Here is a 15,196-nt window from a genome sequence, read left to right on the forward strand (position 1 = left end):
AGTTGATTCGTTCAGAATTGTCGCCAGCGGTCAGCAGGAGTTGGGCAGCCGACTCCTTTCCAATCGAGTTGCACGCCAGAAGATTTGGGGCCAGCAGACCTGAAGTGGCACCGCTATGGGCCCAATGCTGGGGTCAACACGTTGAAAGAGTTCTTGTGTACTGTTGACCGTGATGAGCACGAATGCTTTTTTTGCTGACCGAGTCGTGGGCTGGCGCAATAGCAGTTCCATGCGAACAGACTTTGTTTTCTGCACGGGCACATTGGAGCAGGCCTTGTATGACCGCCAGCCTGAGCGCGCCGGCGCGCTGATTCACCATAACGACAGGGGTTCGAAATACGTGTCCATTCGGTACAGCGAGCGGCTTGCAGAAGCAGGCATTGTGCCCTCTATGGGCAGCAAAGGCGACAGTCATGACAACGCTTTGGCTGAAACCAGCAACGGCCTGAACAAGACCGTATTAATTCACCTTAGGGCGCCTTGGAAAACCAAGCAATCACTGGAACTTGCCACGCTTGATTGGGTGTCCTGGTTTAATCATCACCGACTACTGGAGCCTATCGGATACATTCCCCCTGCCAAAGCTTAAGAAAACTACTCTCAGCAATTAGCCTGTCAGGCCGTCATGTAGGTCTGAATTACCCCAACGGGCCTTCACGAAACTGAACTGACCCCCAGAAGTTGGACAAACTTCAAAGGGGTTTATGAGGAAGTACAAAACGGAGTTCAAGCTTCAGGTCGTTAATAGCTTTTTGGCCGGTGAAACCGCTCCAATCAACATTGCAATCCGGAAACGAGCAGTGACCAGGGTGTTTTTTGCCACGCCAGAACTTCTTCCTGGAGCAAATACGCAGATTGAGGAAAAGCTTGAACCCAACCTGCGCGGCACGTCAGGCAAAAGCGTCGACCTGGCTCGTCATCCCATTTGAGTTGCAGTCCCTTGAGATCTGGATCTCGCCTGGCATGGCACAAAATCACCGCCAGGCGCAAGCAAAGCAATTGCTGGACGAACAGCCTGTCATCGAAATCAGCTTCCAGCTTGCGCAACTTACCCCGGTGGCCAAGCACCAAAAGGCTCAGGCGGTGCATTTCATGCACTGCAAAGCCTGGTGCATCGGCGTTATCAAGAATGTATGCGCCGTGCTTGTGGTAATAATTGTGCGAAATCTGGCAGCCAACTTCATGCAGTTGCGCCGCCCAGCCCAAGTTGCGCTGGGCATGCTGTAAGTGGACATCAGGCATGCCAGTACTCGCCAGTTTGAACAGGTGCAACGCCACCTTGCTCAAGCGCGCCGACTGCACAGTGTCAGTGCTAAAGTTGTGGGCCAGCCTCTGCACACTCGTGCTGCGCACATCCGCAACGCCTTCATCACGGTCAACCAGGTCATAAAGCACACCATGACGCAGTGCACCTTGCGCAGCTACCATCTGGTCAATGTCCAGCAGGTCGAACACTGCCCTGAGTACACTGATTCCACCGCCTATGACGGGCCGTCGGTCTTCCTTCATGCCTTCAAGTTTCAGACGTTCGGCTGTTTGTGCCTTGATCAAGCGATCCAGCAGCCAATCGAGGCCTGCGCGCGTTACGACACCGGGCGGCCAGCCTGCAGCAGTGAGCATCTCGCAGACCGCGTTTATTGTTCCAGACGAACCATATGCCGTATCCCAAGCGCCTGAATGGTATGTGTTTATGGTTTCATCAAGTACCGCCTTGGCGGCAATTTGAGCCTGTTCGAAGGCGCTTGCAGTGAACTGGCCTTCAGGGAAATAGCGCATCGACCAGGCCACACTGCCTACTTGATATGACTCCAGGATATGGGCTTGCAGGCCCTGACCAAGAATCATTTCGGTCGAGCGTCCGCCAATATCGATCACCATGCGGCGCTCGTCTGACTGGGACAGCAAATGTGCGACACCTTGATAAATTAACCGGGCTTCCTCGCGGCCAGCAATCACGTCGATTGGAAAACCAAGCAGTTTCTGGCCGCGTTTGATGAAGTCGTCGCGGTTGACGGCTTCGCGCAGCGTCTGCGTGGCTACTGCGCGGACCTGATCTTTTTCGAATCCTGCCAGGCGCTCACCAAACCGAGCCAGGCAGTCCCAGCCACGTTGCATGGCGTCTTGTGACAGCCTTCGCTCGGCGTCCAGTCCGTTGCCCTGGCGCACAGTTTCCTTGAGGTATTCAATGCGATGGATACGGCCATGGTCTAACCTGCCGATTTCAAGGCGAAAGCTGTTGGACCCCAAGTCCACAGCGGCAAGCAGTGTTCCGTTTTGCATGTTCAGGTTTTTTGATGAAAAGTCAGCATAGCATTCAGGCGACGGCCATTTTTGCTCCGTCACGCGGGCATGAAGCGGGTTGTCTGCCGATCAGGGGGCCATCCGGTGTCAGGATGCGTCGCATGGCTGCAACCCATTGGCACCGCTTGATGATGCAAGACGGCAGGGGCATGATGATGTCTCAGTGATTGGGAATGCGTATTTATTTGCTATAAATTAAGTAGCTTAAAGTGTAATTCCATTAAGCGCTTAGCCCATAAATCATGATAAAAAGGTGTGTCTAAAACCGCCTCTGCCTGCTACGACTGTTCGTAGTCGTTAGACAAGCATGATGCCATTTGGTCGCCACAATGTCGTGTGTCTGCGTCAGCGCTTTACCGCACGTCACAAAGTTATTCGTCTTGAATATTAATAGCGCAGCTCGACTGCGTGACTTGTCACTGCGGTTTTACATCATTGCCATGAAGCAGGGCAGCCAAAAGTTTAGGCAGAATTCATGACCGCGCGATGACAAAAATTTGACAATTTCAAGATACGTATTTGTTGCGCCAACGCGCGCAAGGCGACTGCACGGCTGTCACAAATTTGTCACACAAGGCTTTTAAAGTGAAGACATCTTTCTTACCAACTGCAAAGGTGTTCTGATGAAATCGACTTTCAAAGCTTCCGTGACCCTGACCATGGGCGCCGCCCTGATGTCATTTGCTGCATTTTCAGCCGCACAGAATGTGACCGGTGCAGGCGCTACCTTCCCGGCGCCCCTGTACTCCAAGTGGGCTGCCGATTACAACAAGGCCACCAATATCAAGATCAATTACCAGTCAGTCGGTTCGGGCGCTGGAATTCGACAGATCGAGGCCAAGACTGTGGATTTTGGTGCGTCGGACATGCCGTTGAAGGACGAAGAACTGGCCAGCAAAGGCCTTATGCAATTTCCTACCGTGATTGGCGGCGTGGTTCCCGTGGTGAACATCAAGGGCATTGCGCCTGGCCAGCTGAAATTGACTGGTCAGGTGCTGGGCGACATCTACCTGGGCAAGATCACCCAATGGAACGATCCGGCCCTGAAGGCGCTGAACCCGGGCCTGGCTTTGCCTGACGCGGCCATTGCACCGGTGCGACGCGCCGACGGTTCTGGTACCAGTTTTATCTTCACCAACTACCTGAGCAAGGTCAATTCCGAGTGGAAGTCCAAGGTGGGCGAGGGCACGGCGGTCAACTGGCCTGTCGGTGCCGGTGGCAAGGGCAACGAGGGCGTTGCCGCTTTCGTTGGCCGTTTGCCGAACTCGATTGGCTACCTGGAATATGCCTACATCAAGCAAAACAAGCTGACGTATGCACTGATGAAAAATGCAGACGGCAATTTTGTGTCACCCGATGATGGCTCGTTCAAGGCCGCCGCCGCGGGTGCCCAGTGGGCCAAGAGCTTTTACCAGATCCTGACCGAGCAGCCTGGCAAGGACGCTTGGCCCCTGACCGGCGCCACGTTCATCTTGATGCACAAGGCGCAGGACAAGCCGGAGCAAGCCGCCTCGTCGCTGAAGTTTTTTGAATGGGCCTATAAAAATGGCGACCAGACCGCTGCCGCGCTTGACTATGTGCCAATGCCTGACAGTGTGAAAAGCGTTATTGCAAAATCCTGGGCCGAGGTGAAGGACACGTCTGGCAAAGCCATTGCCTATAAATAAGTAAAAAAAAAACGGTTTCGCGCCTTTACCAATACAGGGGTTTATTTCGTGTCCTCTACACTTCCGGCACACCGGGCCACTTTGGAGTTTCCGGCAACAGCAACCGGACGCGCCATGACCAATCCTCCCCCTGTCAGACCTTTAAAGCGAAGCCCGCTGCCCGACAAAATTTTTGGCTGGGCAGCGCTGGGCGCCGCATTGATCACGCTTGCTTTGTTGTTTGCCATTCTGTTGTCACTGGTCATTGGCGCCTGGCCGGCCATCAGCAAGTATGGCCTTGGTTTTCTGACCAGCAGCGTCTGGGACCCGGTTAAAAACGAGTACGGCGGGCTGGTGATGATCTATGGCACGCTGGCCACATCCTTCATTGCGCTGTTCATTGCAGTGCCGGTGAGCTTTGGCATTGCACTGTTCCTGACCGAGCTGTCGCCGGCCTGGCTCAAGCGTCCGCTGGGAACGGCCATCGAACTGCTGGCTGCCGTCCCCTCAATTGTCTACGGCATGTGGGGGCTGCTGGTGTTTGGCCCGATCCTGGCGACGTATGTGCAGCAGCCGCTGCAAGCCATGTTCAGCGACGTGCCTTACCTGGGCGCCCTGTTTTCAGGTCCGCCGGTTGGCATTGGCATTTTGTCTGCCGGCATCATCCTGGCGATCATGATCATCCCGTTTATCGCGTCGGTGATGCGTGACGTGTTTGAGGTCACTCCGGTGCTGCTCAAGGAATCAGCTTATGGCCTGGGCGCCACGACTTGGGAAGTGGTGTCCAAGGTCGTGCTTCCCTACACCAAGGCTGGCGTGATGGGCGGCATCATGCTGGGGCTTGGCCGTGCATTGGGCGAAACCATGGCGGTGACGTTTGTCATCGGCAACTTCAACCAGCTCGATTCCCTGAGCCTGTTCCAGGCAGCCAACAGCATCACGTCGGCGCTGGCCAACGAGTTCGCCGAGGCCGGCGAAGGCCTGCACCAGGCGTCATTGATCTATCTGGGGCTGGTGTTGTTCTTCATCACTTTCGTGGTGCTGTCGCTGTCCAAGCTGCTGCTGTCGCAGTTACAGAAAAATGAAGGAGTCAAGACATGAGCGCCGTCATGCAAAACCCTGCGCAGGCCGCGCGCCTGGCGCGGTTTGCCCAGCGCAAGCGCGTCAATCAGGTTGCGCTGGTGCTGTCGTTCGGGGCCATGTGCTTTGGCCTGTTCTGGCTGTTCTGGATACTGTGGGAAACCGTCAGGCTGGGTATCGGCGGCATCACGTTGGCCACCTTTACCCAGATGACGCCGGCGCCGAACGAGGAAGGTGGAATTGCCAATGCGATTTACGGCTCGTTTTTGATGGTGATGCTTTCGACCTTTGTCGGCACACCGATTGGCATCATGGCTGGCATCTACCTGGCCGAGTACAACACCAAGGGCTGGCTTGCGTCGGTGACGCGCTTTGTCAACGATATTTTGCTATCGGCGCCATCCATCGTCATCGGCCTGTTTGTCTATACGGTTGTAGTGTCGCGCTTTCATTCATTTTCAGGCTGGGCTGGCGTCATCGCGCTGGCACTGATCGTGATTCCGGTGGTGATCCGTACCACCGAGAACATGCTGCAGCTGATTCCACCGGGGCTGCGTGAAGCCGCCTACGCGCTGGGCGCGCCGAAGTGGAAAGTGATCACCCAGATCACCTTGCGTGCGGCCCGGGCTGGCGTGGTCACCGGCATCCTGTTGGCCGTGGCGCGCATTGCCGGTGAAACCGCCCCCTTGCTGTTCACCGCGCTGAGCAACCAGTTCTGGACCTCGAACCTGAGCGAGCCGATGGCCAGCCTGCCGGTGACGATCTTCAAGTTCGCGATGAGCCCGTATGAAAACTGGCAAAAACTGGCCTGGGCCGGTGTGTTCATCATCACTATGGCGGTGTTGGGCTTGAATATCCTTGCGCGCGTCCTGACGCGCAAAAAAGACTGATTGTCCGGCCAACCCCGGCCCGGCGTTGAACAAGCTCTCCAAGACTAGGCAAATGATGGAAACCCTGAACGCAATCCGCGAAAAATCAAAAATTTCAGTCAAGAACCTGAATTTTTACTATGGCAAATTTCATGCCCTGAAGAACATCAACCTGGAAATCCCCGAGCACAAGGTCACCGCCTTCATCGGTCCTTCGGGCTGCGGCAAATCGACGCTTCTGAGGGTTTTAAACCGGATGTACGCGCTTTACCCGGAGCAGCGCGCGCAGGGCGAAGTGCTGCTGGACGGCACCAACCTGCTCAGCTCCAAAGAGGACGTGGCACTGCTGCGGGCCAAGGTCGGTATGGTGTTCCAGAAACCCACGCCCTTCCCGATGTCGATCTACGACAACATCGCCTTTGGCGTAAAGCTGTTTGAAAGCCTCAACTCGTCCGACATGGACGAACGGGTCGAATGGGCCTTGCGCAAGGCAGCGCTGTGGAATGAGGTCAAGGACAAGCTCAACCAGAGCGGCTCCAGTCTGTCGGGCGGACAGCAGCAGCGGTTGTGCATTGCCCGGGGCATTGCCATCAAGCCCGAAGTGCTGCTGCTCGACGAGCCGTGTTCGGCACTGGACCCGATTTCCACCGCCAAGATCGAAGAGTTGATTTCCGAACTTAAAAACGACTACACCGTGGTCATCGTGACGCACAACATGCAGCAGGCGGCGCGCTGCAGCGACTACACCGCCTATATGTACCTGGGCGACCTGGTGGAATTCGGCGTTACCGAAGACATTTTCTTCAAGCCAAAGCGTCAGGAAACCGAAGACTACATCACCGGCCGTTTCGGCTGAACACACGCACAGGAACTGCATCATGGTTGACAAACATTTATCCACCCAGTTCGACAGCGAACTCAACGCCGTCTCATCCCGCGTAATGGAACTCGGCGGGTTGGTGGAATCGCAGCTACGGCTGGCGATTCATGCGCTGTCCCAGTACAGCGCCGAATGCGCCAACCAGGTCATCGAGACCGAGCTTCGCGTGAACAGCATGGAACTCGACATCGACCGCGAGCTGTCTTCGATCATCGCCCGGCGCCAGCCAACGGCGCGCGACTTGCGCCTGCTGATCGCGATTTCCAAAACCACTGCCAACCTGGAGCGTGCCGGAGACGAAGCCACCAAAATCGCGCGCATGGTCAAGTCCATCATGCAGAACGGCGCGTCGCGCACGCTCCCGTCGTCGGATTTGAGAGTCGCTGCTGACCTGGCTTCGGGTCTGCTGCGCAAGGCACTGGATGCCTTTGCCCGACTGGACACGACGGCGGCGGTGTCCATCTTGAAGGAAGACGACCTGATCGATGCCGAGTTCGATGGTTTCGTACGCAAGCTCATCACCTACATGATGGAAGACCCGCGTACTATTTCGGCCAGCCTGGACCTGTTGTTCATTGCCAAAGCCATTGAGCGCGTGGGCGACCATGCCAAGAACATCGCAGAATTCATCATCTACATCGTCAAGGGTGCCGATGTGCGGCACAGCCCGATGGAGCAGGTCGAGTCAGTCGTCAAGTCCTGAGCCACCATGAAGCACCTGCCCCGCGTATTGATCGTCGAGGACGAACCTGCCATTGCCGAACTCATCCAGGTCAATCTGAAGCATGGCGGTTTCATACCGGTACTGGCCTACGACAGTGTGGCCGCGCAGCGGGAACTCGACGCCGAATTGCCCGACGTGATCCTGCTCGACTGGATGCTGCCTGGCCAGAGCGGCCTGAGCCTGGCGCGTCACTGGCGCAAGCAGGAGCGCACCAAAAGCATTCCTATCCTGATGCTGACCGCGCGCGGCGATGAACCCGACAAGGTTGCCGGGCTGGACGCCGGCGCCGACGACTACATCACCAAGCCCTTTTCAACGCAGGAACTGCTGGCCCGCATCCGCGCCGTGCTGCGCCGGCGTGCGCCCGAAGCACCAGGCGACCGGGTGACCGTGGGAGCGTTGGTGCTTGACGCTGCCACGCACCGCATCGCCTGGCAAAGCCAGGAGCTCAAGCTGGGGCCGACTGAGTTCAAGCTGCTGCACCACCTGATGAAACATCCGGAGCGGGTTCACAGCCGCGCCAGCCTGCTTGACAAGGTTTGGGGCGACCATGTGTTTATCGAGGAACGCACGGTTGATGTCCATGTCAAGCGCCTGCGTGAAGCGTTGGGACAGGCTGGCGCCATGGTGGAAACCGTCCGGGGGGCGGGCTACCGGCTGACCGGTAGCATGGCCAAACCTTCTGCTGCTCTGGCATCCCCGGAGTCATGATCGGCCGCTGGATTGTCTGGATGGTTTTTGCGCTGGCGGGCGGGACACTGGGCTGGTGGCTGGCGTCGCGCGAAGGTCTGGCCTGGGGATTGCTGCTGGGCGCTGCTGTCTGGCAATTTATGGACAGTTTTTATGCCCGGCGACTGTTGAACTGGCTTCGCTCTGAGCAAAGCAACGAAATGCCAGTGCTGATGGCCGGTCCCCAGCCGCGACTGCCCGGTGTTTGGGGCGAGTCGGCCGACCGGGTACGCCGCCTGCTGAAAAACCGCCACCAACAATACCGCGAAAGCCAGGCCCGTCTGGATGAATTCCTGGCGGCCCTGCAGGCGTCGCCCAATGGCGTGGTGTTGCTGGACGCCGAAGGGCGCATCGAATGGTGTAACCAGACGGCGGCTCAGCATTTCGGTTTTGATGCCCGGCGCGATCTCCAGCAGCATATTGCCAACCTGGTGCGCGACCCGGCTTTCAGTGCCTACATGACGGCTGCCAGTTTCGCGCATGAAGTACAGTTTCCGGGAAACTTCAACACCGCCGGCCGGCCGGTCAGGCTGTCGGTGCATGTGCATCCTTATGGCAAGAACAAGAAACTGCTGGTGTCGCGCGACATTACCGCGCTTGAGCAGGCCGAAGCCATGCGGCGCGATTTCGTTGCCAATGTGTCGCATGAAATCCGCACACCGCTGACGGTGGTAGCCGGTTTCATCGAGACGCTGCAAAACCTGCCACTTAAAAAACCCGAGCGTGACCGTTGCCTGGCGCTGATGGCCCAACAGTCGCAACGCATGCAGACTTTGGTAGATGATTTGCTGACACTGTCGCGGCTGGAGGGTAGTCCGCTGCCTGGTACCCATGAATGGACCGCTGCCCACTTGTTGTTTTCGCAGTGCGAGCAGGAAGCCCGGGCGCTGTCCAGTGTGATGTCGCCGCAGGGGCATCAAATGGTGTTCGATGTCGGTCCAGCTTGCGACCTTGCAGGCATCGGGCGCGAACTCGGCAGCGCCTTGTCGAATCTTGTAAACAATGCCGTTCGCTACACGCCTGAGGCCGGTTTGATCCGCGTCACCTGGACGCTGCTGCCGGATGGACGCGGCAGCTTTTGCGTCAGGGATTCAGGACCGGGTATTGCCGCTGAACACCTGCCGCGGCTGACTGAACGGTTTTACCGCATTGACCGCAGCCGTTCACGAGAGACTGGCGGAACTGGCTTGGGGCTGGCCATTGTCAAGCACGTAGCGCAGCGGCATGGGGCTGAACTGCAAATCGAGAGCCAGGTGGGGCAGGGTTCACGCTTTTGCATCATTTTTCCTGCAGCCCGGGTGCGTCGGCATCTTCAGCCAGTCTGAAGTCTGTCTGGGTAGCTTTGCTGGCTGCGGCTTACCGCCTGCATCAGAATGCCCAGCAATGCCATGGCCACCAGACCAATGGCCACGGTGCTGGCAACCCAGAAACTGCTTGCGGCCTGTGTGGCCGGGTGCCCGGCCAGACCCACGTAAGCCAATTGGTAGCCGCCATACAGGCCGAGTCCCCAGAGGAGCAGCCCGTATAGCGCCAATGGTGCAATGGTGATGCGGTAGCAACGCAGCAAAAAGGCACACAGCGCTTGCAAGGCATCGGCGACATGGTAAAGCGCCACCCACGGCAATAACACGGATGCCAGGGCCACGACTGCAGGACTTGCTGAATACCAACTGGCCAGCGTGGGTGTTGCTATGTAAACAGTAGCTGAAAACGCAAGCGCAACAAGCGCTGTAAGCATAAAACCTATATAAACTGCATGTCTTGCCTGGTCTGGACGGTCCGCGCCCAGCCAGAAGGAAACGCGGGCGCTGCAGGCCACCGCTATGGACAGCGGCATCATGTACAGCACGGTAGCCACGCTGGCCGCAATCTGGTGGCTGGCTGACGCAACAGTACCCAAGCGGGCGATAAACAGAGCCATCAGGGTGAACGAAGTGACTTCCACCAGATAGGCCAGACCCCCGGGCAGGCCGAGCCGCAGAAAGGCGCCGAGTTGTCGCCAGTCGGGTCGTTCCATGCGCTGCCAGAGCTGGAACGGTTGGTAGATATCTTGTGTGCGCAGCATCACCACGGCAAGCACCAGCAGCACGTAGTTGACAACCAGGGTTGCCCAGGCGCAGCCGACCACTCCCATGGCCTCGACGCCAGCGCCGCCCGAGACCCACCAGATTGACAATGGAATCTTGATTGCCAGCGCGCTAATCTGCAGCCACGTCACCAAGCGCGGCTTGCCTAGTGACTGGTTGAACGTGGCGTAGAGCTTGAATAGGAGCGAAGGCGCGAAGGCAAAGGCCAGCACGCCCAAGTAGCGCTGGACTTCGTCCAGCATCGCCACCGGCACCTCAGCCCAGCGCAGCAGCGGTCCTGGAAACAGAAGGGCGGTCATGCCTATAAGGCTGATGACGCCACACAGATAGACGCTTTGGCGCAATGAAGGGCCAACGGCCGCAGGCCGCCGCGACCCCAGCATTTCAGCCCATATGGGGAGCAGCGCCTGCACAATCCCCATCAAGCCGACATACACACTGATGTAAATTGCCGAGCCGACAGAAAGGGCAGCCAACGCTGCTTCGCTGTGTCGCCCGGCAATCAAGGTGTCGGCAACGCCAAAGGCCATCACCGCCAACTGGCCGACCAGGATGGTTCCTGCATGGCGGCCGATGCGCCGCATCTCACTCATGGGCTGCGCGGGACAGCCGCTGTTGCAGGGGCTGCCCCGACGCTGACGCGCTTGTACACCAGCATGTTTTCGGTCTTGTCGGTTGGTTTGCGCACCGTCGCCTGGAACGCCCAGTCGGGCAAGTTGACGGCGCTGCCCAGACGCGCCTGGGCGTTGACGTCCACCACCAGGTAAGGGCAGCTTGCTTGCGGCGTTGCCTGGCGCAGTTCAAGCTTGCCGTGGTATTGCAGGGCCGCCGCTTGGGCGCTTTCGACGCCGAAAATTTCAACACACTCATTTTTGTCGACCAGGCTGGCCACTTGCCGCGACAGCGGCGCAAAGCTGCGCGCATAGTCCAGCAAGGGCATCCAGAGGGTCATCAGCAATAGCCAGCACAGGGTAGTACCGCCGGCAGGCAGCACGAGCGATTTCCAGATGGCGGCCCGATGCGCGCCGGTGCGCCAGCGCACCAGCCAGGCCCAGGCCAGTGTGGCCGCTACCGCGCTGACAAATGCCAGCAGCGAAAAGCTCGGCTCAAAGCCTGGCGCCAGTTTGACGACATTTGCCGCCGGTTGCCGGGGAAAGCCGGTCTGCATGGCAATCCAGATCACCCAGATGGCAATCGCACACGTAGTGAAAAACAGCAATGTGAACCAGTCGATCAGCGAAGCCACACTGCGCTGGAGTGTCGGAAGGGCAAAAGCGGCCAGCGCTGCCAGCGGCGGCAGGCTCAACAGCAGGCTGCGGTCTGAAGCATCAGTGGTGAACGCCGACACCACAGCCATGCCGGCAAACCACATCGGCAGTGCCACATGGCGGCTGGTGAGTTGCCGGCGCCAGCGCCACAGAGTCCACAAGGCCAGCGGTCCGGCGGGCCAGGTAAACCACAGCAGCAGGCGTCCCAGGCTTTCCCAGTCGCTCCAGGTGGACTGGCTGTTGGAGCCTGGCAGTTCGATCCGCCAGCGCCACAGATTCAATCCGGAGCTCATCAGCAAAACGGCCACTGTGATGCCGGCGATCAGCAGCACCCAGTGCCAGGACTGCTGGTCGCTCGCGGCGTCCGAATGCGATGAAGGATTCCATCGCTTGTGCGACCATTCAACCAGCGTGCCACCCACGCCCAGTAGCAGGGCCAGCGTAGGCGCACCACTCAAGGCCAAGCCTGCCAGGCCGATCAGCAGGCCCAGCGCCGGACCGGCAAGCCGTGTGGCGCGGCGGTACGGGCTGGCGGCCATGGCGTAGAACGCCAGCGACGTAAACCCCAATTGCGCCAGGGCAGGTGTGGTTTCGTGTGAAAACTGCGCCAGGCCCAGGCAGGCAATCAACGCCAGCACACCACCGTCGGCAATCGCCCTTGCATAGTCCACTGGATTGGCTTCGCCGCCAAAGGCAAACGCCACGGGTTGCGCCTGCGGGCTTTTGGCCAGGTAATACACCGCATACCAACTGGTCAGCAGTGTCAACGCCAGCAGGAGCATGTAGGGAATGCGCACCGCCATGGCAGGATCAAGAAAAGGCTGCAGTTTGATGGCCAGCGCGCCAAGCCAGTAAGGCAGCAATGCATCAAAGCCGGTGAACTGGCCGAGAAGTTGTGGTTGCAACCAGTTGGCGGCCGAAGAGGCGAGTTCGCGCATCACGCCAAAGGCTGTGATGTCCTCGTTTTTCCACGGGCTGCGTCCAAGGAACCCCGGAAGGATGTAGGCCGCGCAGAACAGCAGCAGTGCCCGCCGCGGCAGGCGCCGCACGGCAGACTGGGCAATGATGGCAGGAGAAGGTTTGTTCAAAACAGCTTGACGATGGAGCTAGACGGTGGAAAAGGGCCGAATTCAACGCGGCCGAAGCAGGAAATTTAGCCGAAAAAAAAGCAGCCTGAACCTCAGGCTGCTTTTTTGCTGGCGGGCAGTAGCTGGAGCAGCTTACTCGGCAGCGGCTGTTGCAGCTTCGGGAGCGGTTTCCTTGGCGGCAGTTTTGCCGAAACGGTTGCGGAAACGCTCGACACGGCCACCCATGTTGTCCACGGATTTTTGCGTGCCGGTGTAAAACGGATGCGATTCGCTGGACGTGTCAAGCTTGTACAGCGGCAACTCGCGGCCGTCTTCCATTTTCACCATTTCTTTGGTGCTGGCGCATGAGCGGGTCACGAACTTGAAGTTGTTGGACATGTCCAGGAAGCAAACTTCGCGGTAATTGGGGTGAATGCCTGTTTTCATGATTTTTCCTTTTTCATTGTTTTGGTAGCCACCCGGACCAGTTCCAGGCACTTTCCATGAAGCCCATTATTATCACATTAAATGGCAACAGAGTCAGCCGCCCCGGCGCATCATGTCGAAGAACTCATGGTTGTTTTTCGTGGCTTTCATGTTTTTCAGCATGAGTTCCATCGATTCGATCTCGTCCATGTTGTACATGAACTGGCGCAGGATGCGTGATTTTTGCAGGATTTCAGGCGCCAGCAGCAACTCTTCCTTGCGGGTGCCGCTGCGGTTGAGGTTGAGCGCCGGGAACACGCGCTTTTCATACAGGCGGCGGTCCAGGTGGATCTCGCAGTTGCCGGTGCCCTTGAATTCTTCAAAGATCACTTCATCCATGCGGCTGCCGGTATCGATCAGCGCGGTGCCGATGATGGTCAGGCTGCCGCCTTCCTCGATCTTGCGGGCGGCGCCAAAAAAGCGCTTGGGGCGCTGCAGTGCATTGGCATCGACGCCCCCGCTCAGCACCTTGCCCGAGGAGGGCAGCACGTTGTTGTAGGCACGCGCCAGACGGGTGATGGAGTCAAGCAAAATCACCACGTCCTTGCCGAGTTCGACCAGGCGCTTGGCGCGCTCAATCACCATTTCGGCCACATGCACGTGGCGCGCGGCGGGCTCGTCAAACGTTGATGAAATCACTTCGGCGCGCACGCTGCGCTGCATTTCGGTCACTTCTTCCGGGCGTTCGTCCACCAGCAGCACCATCATGACCACTTCGGGGTAGTTGGCGACGATGGCGTGGGCGATGTTTTGCATCATCACGGTCTTGCCGGACTTGGGCGGCGCCACCAGCAGGGCGCGCTGGCCTTTGCCGATGGGCGCGATGATGTCGATGATGCGGCTTGTCAGGTTTTCTTCGGCCTTGATGTCGCGCTCAAGCTTGAACTGCTCGCGCGGGAACAGCGGCGTCAGGTTCTCGAACATGACCTTGTGCTTGTTGTCCTCGGGCAGGCCGTCATTGATCTTGTCGAGCTTGTTCAGCGCAAAGTAGCGCTCGCCGTCTTTCGGCGTGCGCACTTCGCCTTCGATCATGTCGCCGGTGTGCAGGTTGAAGCGGCGAATCTGGCTCGGGCTGATATAGATGTCATCGGTGGACGCGGTGTAGCTCGAATCGGGCGCACGCAAGAATCCAAAACCGTCGGGAAGCACTTCCAGCACACCATCTGCGACGATGGTTTCACCAGTTTTCGAGCGCTTTTTGATGATGGCGAACATCAATTCCTGCTTGCGCATACGGCCGACGTTTTCGATCTCAAGGGCTTCGGCCTGCTTGAGGACTTCAGACACGTGCAGCGCCTTGAGTTCGTTTAAGTGCATGGGGGTGACTCCTCGCGGAGTTGATTTGGAAAAACGGGGGAGGTTTGAAAAGAAGCAGCTTCTTGACAAGAAGGCTGACAAACCGGGAACTCGAACCCGCTGGCAGCAACCGGCGGGTGAATAAAACTGATTATGACAGGAAATTTTTGCGCTGATGCCTGGGTTTGCCAACAACGTCAGCAGACAAGGGCAAATGGGATGATAAGAAAGAGTGCCTCATAAAACCGCTGGAGAAAGCCGTCAGGCCTTTTCCAGCGGTGAGAAAGATCAGGCCAGTTGCTGGTCGATGAAGGCGGTCAGTTGCGACTTGCTCAGCGCGCCGACCTTGGTGGCGGCCAGTTCGCCGTCCTTGAAGATCATCAGCGTCGGGATGCCGCGAATGCCGAACTTGGCAGGAATCTCGCGGTTCTCGTCCACATTCATCTTGGCAATCTTCAATTTGCCTTCGTAACCTGTAGCCACGTCGTCAAGAATCGGGGCGATCATTTTGCAGGGACCGCACCACTCGGCCCAGTAGTCAACCAGCACGGGGGTGGTGGACTTGAGCACATCGGCGTCAAAGGTGGCATCGGTGGTATGTTTGATCAGTTCATTGGCCATGATGGCTCCTTGGGTCTGGTTACGATAGGAAAGAGTAGAAAACGTTGCGTTTATTGTGGCAGAAACAAGGGCCAAGGGCGCTGTCCAGCCACTATCGCACCGATAGACTGCCGCTGCGGGGCCGCAGGCGGCTCTTTCGTCG

General features: G+C 58.0%; 14 protein-coding genes and 1 pseudogene. 9 read left to right on the top strand and 6 right to left on the bottom strand.

What is annotated here, in order from left to right; genetic code table 11:
- Positions 1-84: 84 nt before the first annotated feature.
- Together IWX87_RS16465 and IWX87_RS16470 are read left to right on the top strand one after the other, a co-directional pair.
- Positions 85-198: a DUF3024 domain-containing protein gene (locus IWX87_RS16465; RefSeq protein WP_196864610.1), complete on the top strand. Its 114-nt coding sequence runs from the start codon at positions 85-87 to the stop codon at positions 196-198.
- Positions 191-589 (top strand): annotated as a pseudogene (locus tag IWX87_RS16470) (DDE-type integrase/transposase/recombinase); the annotation flags it as partial. The gene IWX87_RS16465 and the pseudogene IWX87_RS16470, both read left to right, overlap by 8 nt.
- 185 nt (positions 590-774) lie before the next feature.
- Here IWX87_RS16470 and ppx read toward each other — a convergent pair.
- Positions 775-2,280 (bottom strand): exopolyphosphatase, encoded by a 1,506-nt coding sequence (ppx, locus tag IWX87_RS16475; protein ID WP_196864663.1) that lies wholly within the window; start codon positions 2,278-2,280, stop codon positions 775-777.
- 644 nt (positions 2,281-2,924) lie between these two features.
- On the opposite strand from ppx, the gene pstS reads away from it, so the two are divergent.
- From pstS to phoR, 7 genes are all read left to right on the top strand, one after another.
- Entirely contained in the window at positions 2,925-3,968 is a 1,044-nt protein-coding gene (gene pstS, locus IWX87_RS16480) for a phosphate ABC transporter substrate-binding protein PstS (RefSeq protein ID WP_196864611.1), read from the top strand.
- A gap of 114 nt (positions 3,969-4,082) precedes the next feature.
- Positions 4,083-5,048: a phosphate ABC transporter permease subunit PstC gene (gene pstC, locus IWX87_RS16485; RefSeq protein ID WP_231374866.1), complete on the top strand. Its 966-nt coding sequence runs from the start codon at positions 4,083-4,085 to the stop codon at positions 5,046-5,048.
- Positions 5,045-5,917 carry a phosphate ABC transporter permease PstA gene (pstA, locus tag IWX87_RS16490; protein ID WP_196864613.1) on the top strand — a complete coding sequence of 291 codons (873 nt, stop codon included), beginning with the start codon at positions 5,045-5,047 and terminating at the stop codon, positions 5,915-5,917. The genes pstC and pstA overlap by 4 nt, the downstream gene beginning before the upstream one ends.
- A gap of 55 nt (positions 5,918-5,972) precedes the next feature.
- The gene (pstB, locus tag IWX87_RS16495) at positions 5,973-6,752 is read left to right on the top strand and encodes a phosphate ABC transporter ATP-binding protein PstB (protein WP_231374865.1); all 780 of its coding nucleotides are present in this window, start codon (positions 5,973-5,975) and stop codon (positions 6,750-6,752) included.
- A gap of 22 nt (positions 6,753-6,774) precedes the next feature.
- Complete coding sequence (gene phoU, locus IWX87_RS16500) at positions 6,775-7,479, top strand: phosphate signaling complex protein PhoU (protein ID WP_196864615.1); 705 nt, start codon at positions 6,775-6,777, stop codon at positions 7,477-7,479.
- A 6-nt stretch (positions 7,480-7,485) separates the two neighbouring features.
- Complete coding sequence (phoB, locus tag IWX87_RS16505; protein WP_196864616.1) at positions 7,486-8,211, top strand: phosphate regulon transcriptional regulator PhoB; 726 nt, start codon at positions 7,486-7,488, stop codon at positions 8,209-8,211.
- Positions 8,208-9,554 carry a phosphate regulon sensor histidine kinase PhoR gene (phoR, locus tag IWX87_RS16510; protein ID WP_196864617.1) on the top strand — a complete coding sequence of 449 codons (1,347 nt, stop codon included), beginning with the start codon at positions 8,208-8,210 and terminating at the stop codon, positions 9,552-9,554. The genes phoB and phoR overlap by 4 nt, the downstream gene beginning before the upstream one ends.
- Here the strand turns inward: phoR and IWX87_RS16515 are convergent.
- The 5 genes from IWX87_RS16515 to trxA form a co-directional block, all read right to left on the bottom strand.
- The gene (locus tag IWX87_RS16515; protein ID WP_196864618.1) at positions 9,542-10,909 is read right to left on the bottom strand and encodes an MATE family efflux transporter; all 1,368 of its coding nucleotides are present in this window, start codon (positions 10,907-10,909) and stop codon (positions 9,542-9,544) included. The two genes, phoR and IWX87_RS16515, sit on opposite strands and share 13 nt — an antisense overlap.
- Entirely contained in the window at positions 10,906-12,672 is a 1,767-nt protein-coding gene (locus IWX87_RS16520; protein ID WP_196864619.1) for a hypothetical protein, read from the bottom strand. Before IWX87_RS16520 ends, IWX87_RS16515 begins: the two co-directional genes overlap by 4 nt.
- A gap of 132 nt (positions 12,673-12,804) precedes the next feature.
- On the bottom strand, positions 12,805-13,098 hold the full coding sequence (locus tag IWX87_RS16525) for a type B 50S ribosomal protein L31 (protein WP_196864620.1): 294 nt from the start codon (positions 13,096-13,098) through the stop codon (positions 12,805-12,807).
- 93 nt (positions 13,099-13,191) lie between these two features.
- On the bottom strand, positions 13,192-14,454 hold the full coding sequence (gene rho, locus IWX87_RS16530; RefSeq protein WP_196864621.1) for a transcription termination factor Rho: 1,263 nt from the start codon (positions 14,452-14,454) through the stop codon (positions 13,192-13,194).
- Between the two features lie 267 nt (positions 14,455-14,721).
- Positions 14,722-15,054 (bottom strand): thioredoxin TrxA, encoded by a 333-nt coding sequence (trxA, locus tag IWX87_RS16535; protein ID WP_196864622.1) that lies wholly within the window; start codon positions 15,052-15,054, stop codon positions 14,722-14,724.
- Positions 15,055-15,196 lie beyond the last annotated feature (142 nt).

Source organism: Polaromonas sp. CG_9.7, assembly GCF_015752205.1.
Taxonomy (GTDB): Bacteria; Pseudomonadota; Gammaproteobacteria; order Burkholderiales; family Burkholderiaceae_C; genus Polaromonas.

What these genes read in the sequence shown, in the direction of transcription:
- rho (WP_196864621.1), bottom strand. Translation starts at nt 14,454, where the DNA reads ATGCACTTAAACGAACTCAAGGCGCTGCACGTGTCTGAAGTCCTCAAG.
- trxA (WP_196864622.1), bottom strand. Translation starts at nt 15,054, where the DNA reads ATGGCCAATGAACTGATCAAACATACCACCGATGCCACCTTTGACGCC.
- IWX87_RS16515 (WP_196864618.1), bottom strand. Translation starts at nt 10,909, where the DNA reads ATGAGTGAGATGCGGCGCATCGGCCGCCATGCAGGAACCATCCTGGTC.
- phoU (WP_196864615.1), top strand. Translation starts at nt 6,775, where the DNA reads ATGGTTGACAAACATTTATCCACCCAGTTCGACAGCGAACTCAACGCC.
- phoR (WP_196864617.1), top strand. Translation starts at nt 8,208, where the DNA reads ATGATCGGCCGCTGGATTGTCTGGATGGTTTTTGCGCTGGCGGGCGGG.
- ppx (WP_196864663.1), bottom strand. Translation starts at nt 2,280, where the DNA reads ATGCAAAACGGAACACTGCTTGCCGCTGTGGACTTGGGGTCCAACAGC.
- pstS (WP_196864611.1), top strand. Translation starts at nt 2,925, where the DNA reads ATGAAATCGACTTTCAAAGCTTCCGTGACCCTGACCATGGGCGCCGCC.
- phoB (WP_196864616.1), top strand. Translation starts at nt 7,486, where the DNA reads ATGAAGCACCTGCCCCGCGTATTGATCGTCGAGGACGAACCTGCCATT.
- pstB (WP_231374865.1), top strand. Translation starts at nt 5,973, where the DNA reads ATGGAAACCCTGAACGCAATCCGCGAAAAATCAAAAATTTCAGTCAAG.
- pstC (WP_231374866.1), top strand. Translation starts at nt 4,083, where the DNA reads ATGACCAATCCTCCCCCTGTCAGACCTTTAAAGCGAAGCCCGCTGCCC.
- IWX87_RS16525 (WP_196864620.1), bottom strand. Translation starts at nt 13,098, where the DNA reads ATGAAAACAGGCATTCACCCCAATTACCGCGAAGTTTGCTTCCTGGAC.
- pstA (WP_196864613.1), top strand. Translation starts at nt 5,045, where the DNA reads ATGAGCGCCGTCATGCAAAACCCTGCGCAGGCCGCGCGCCTGGCGCGG.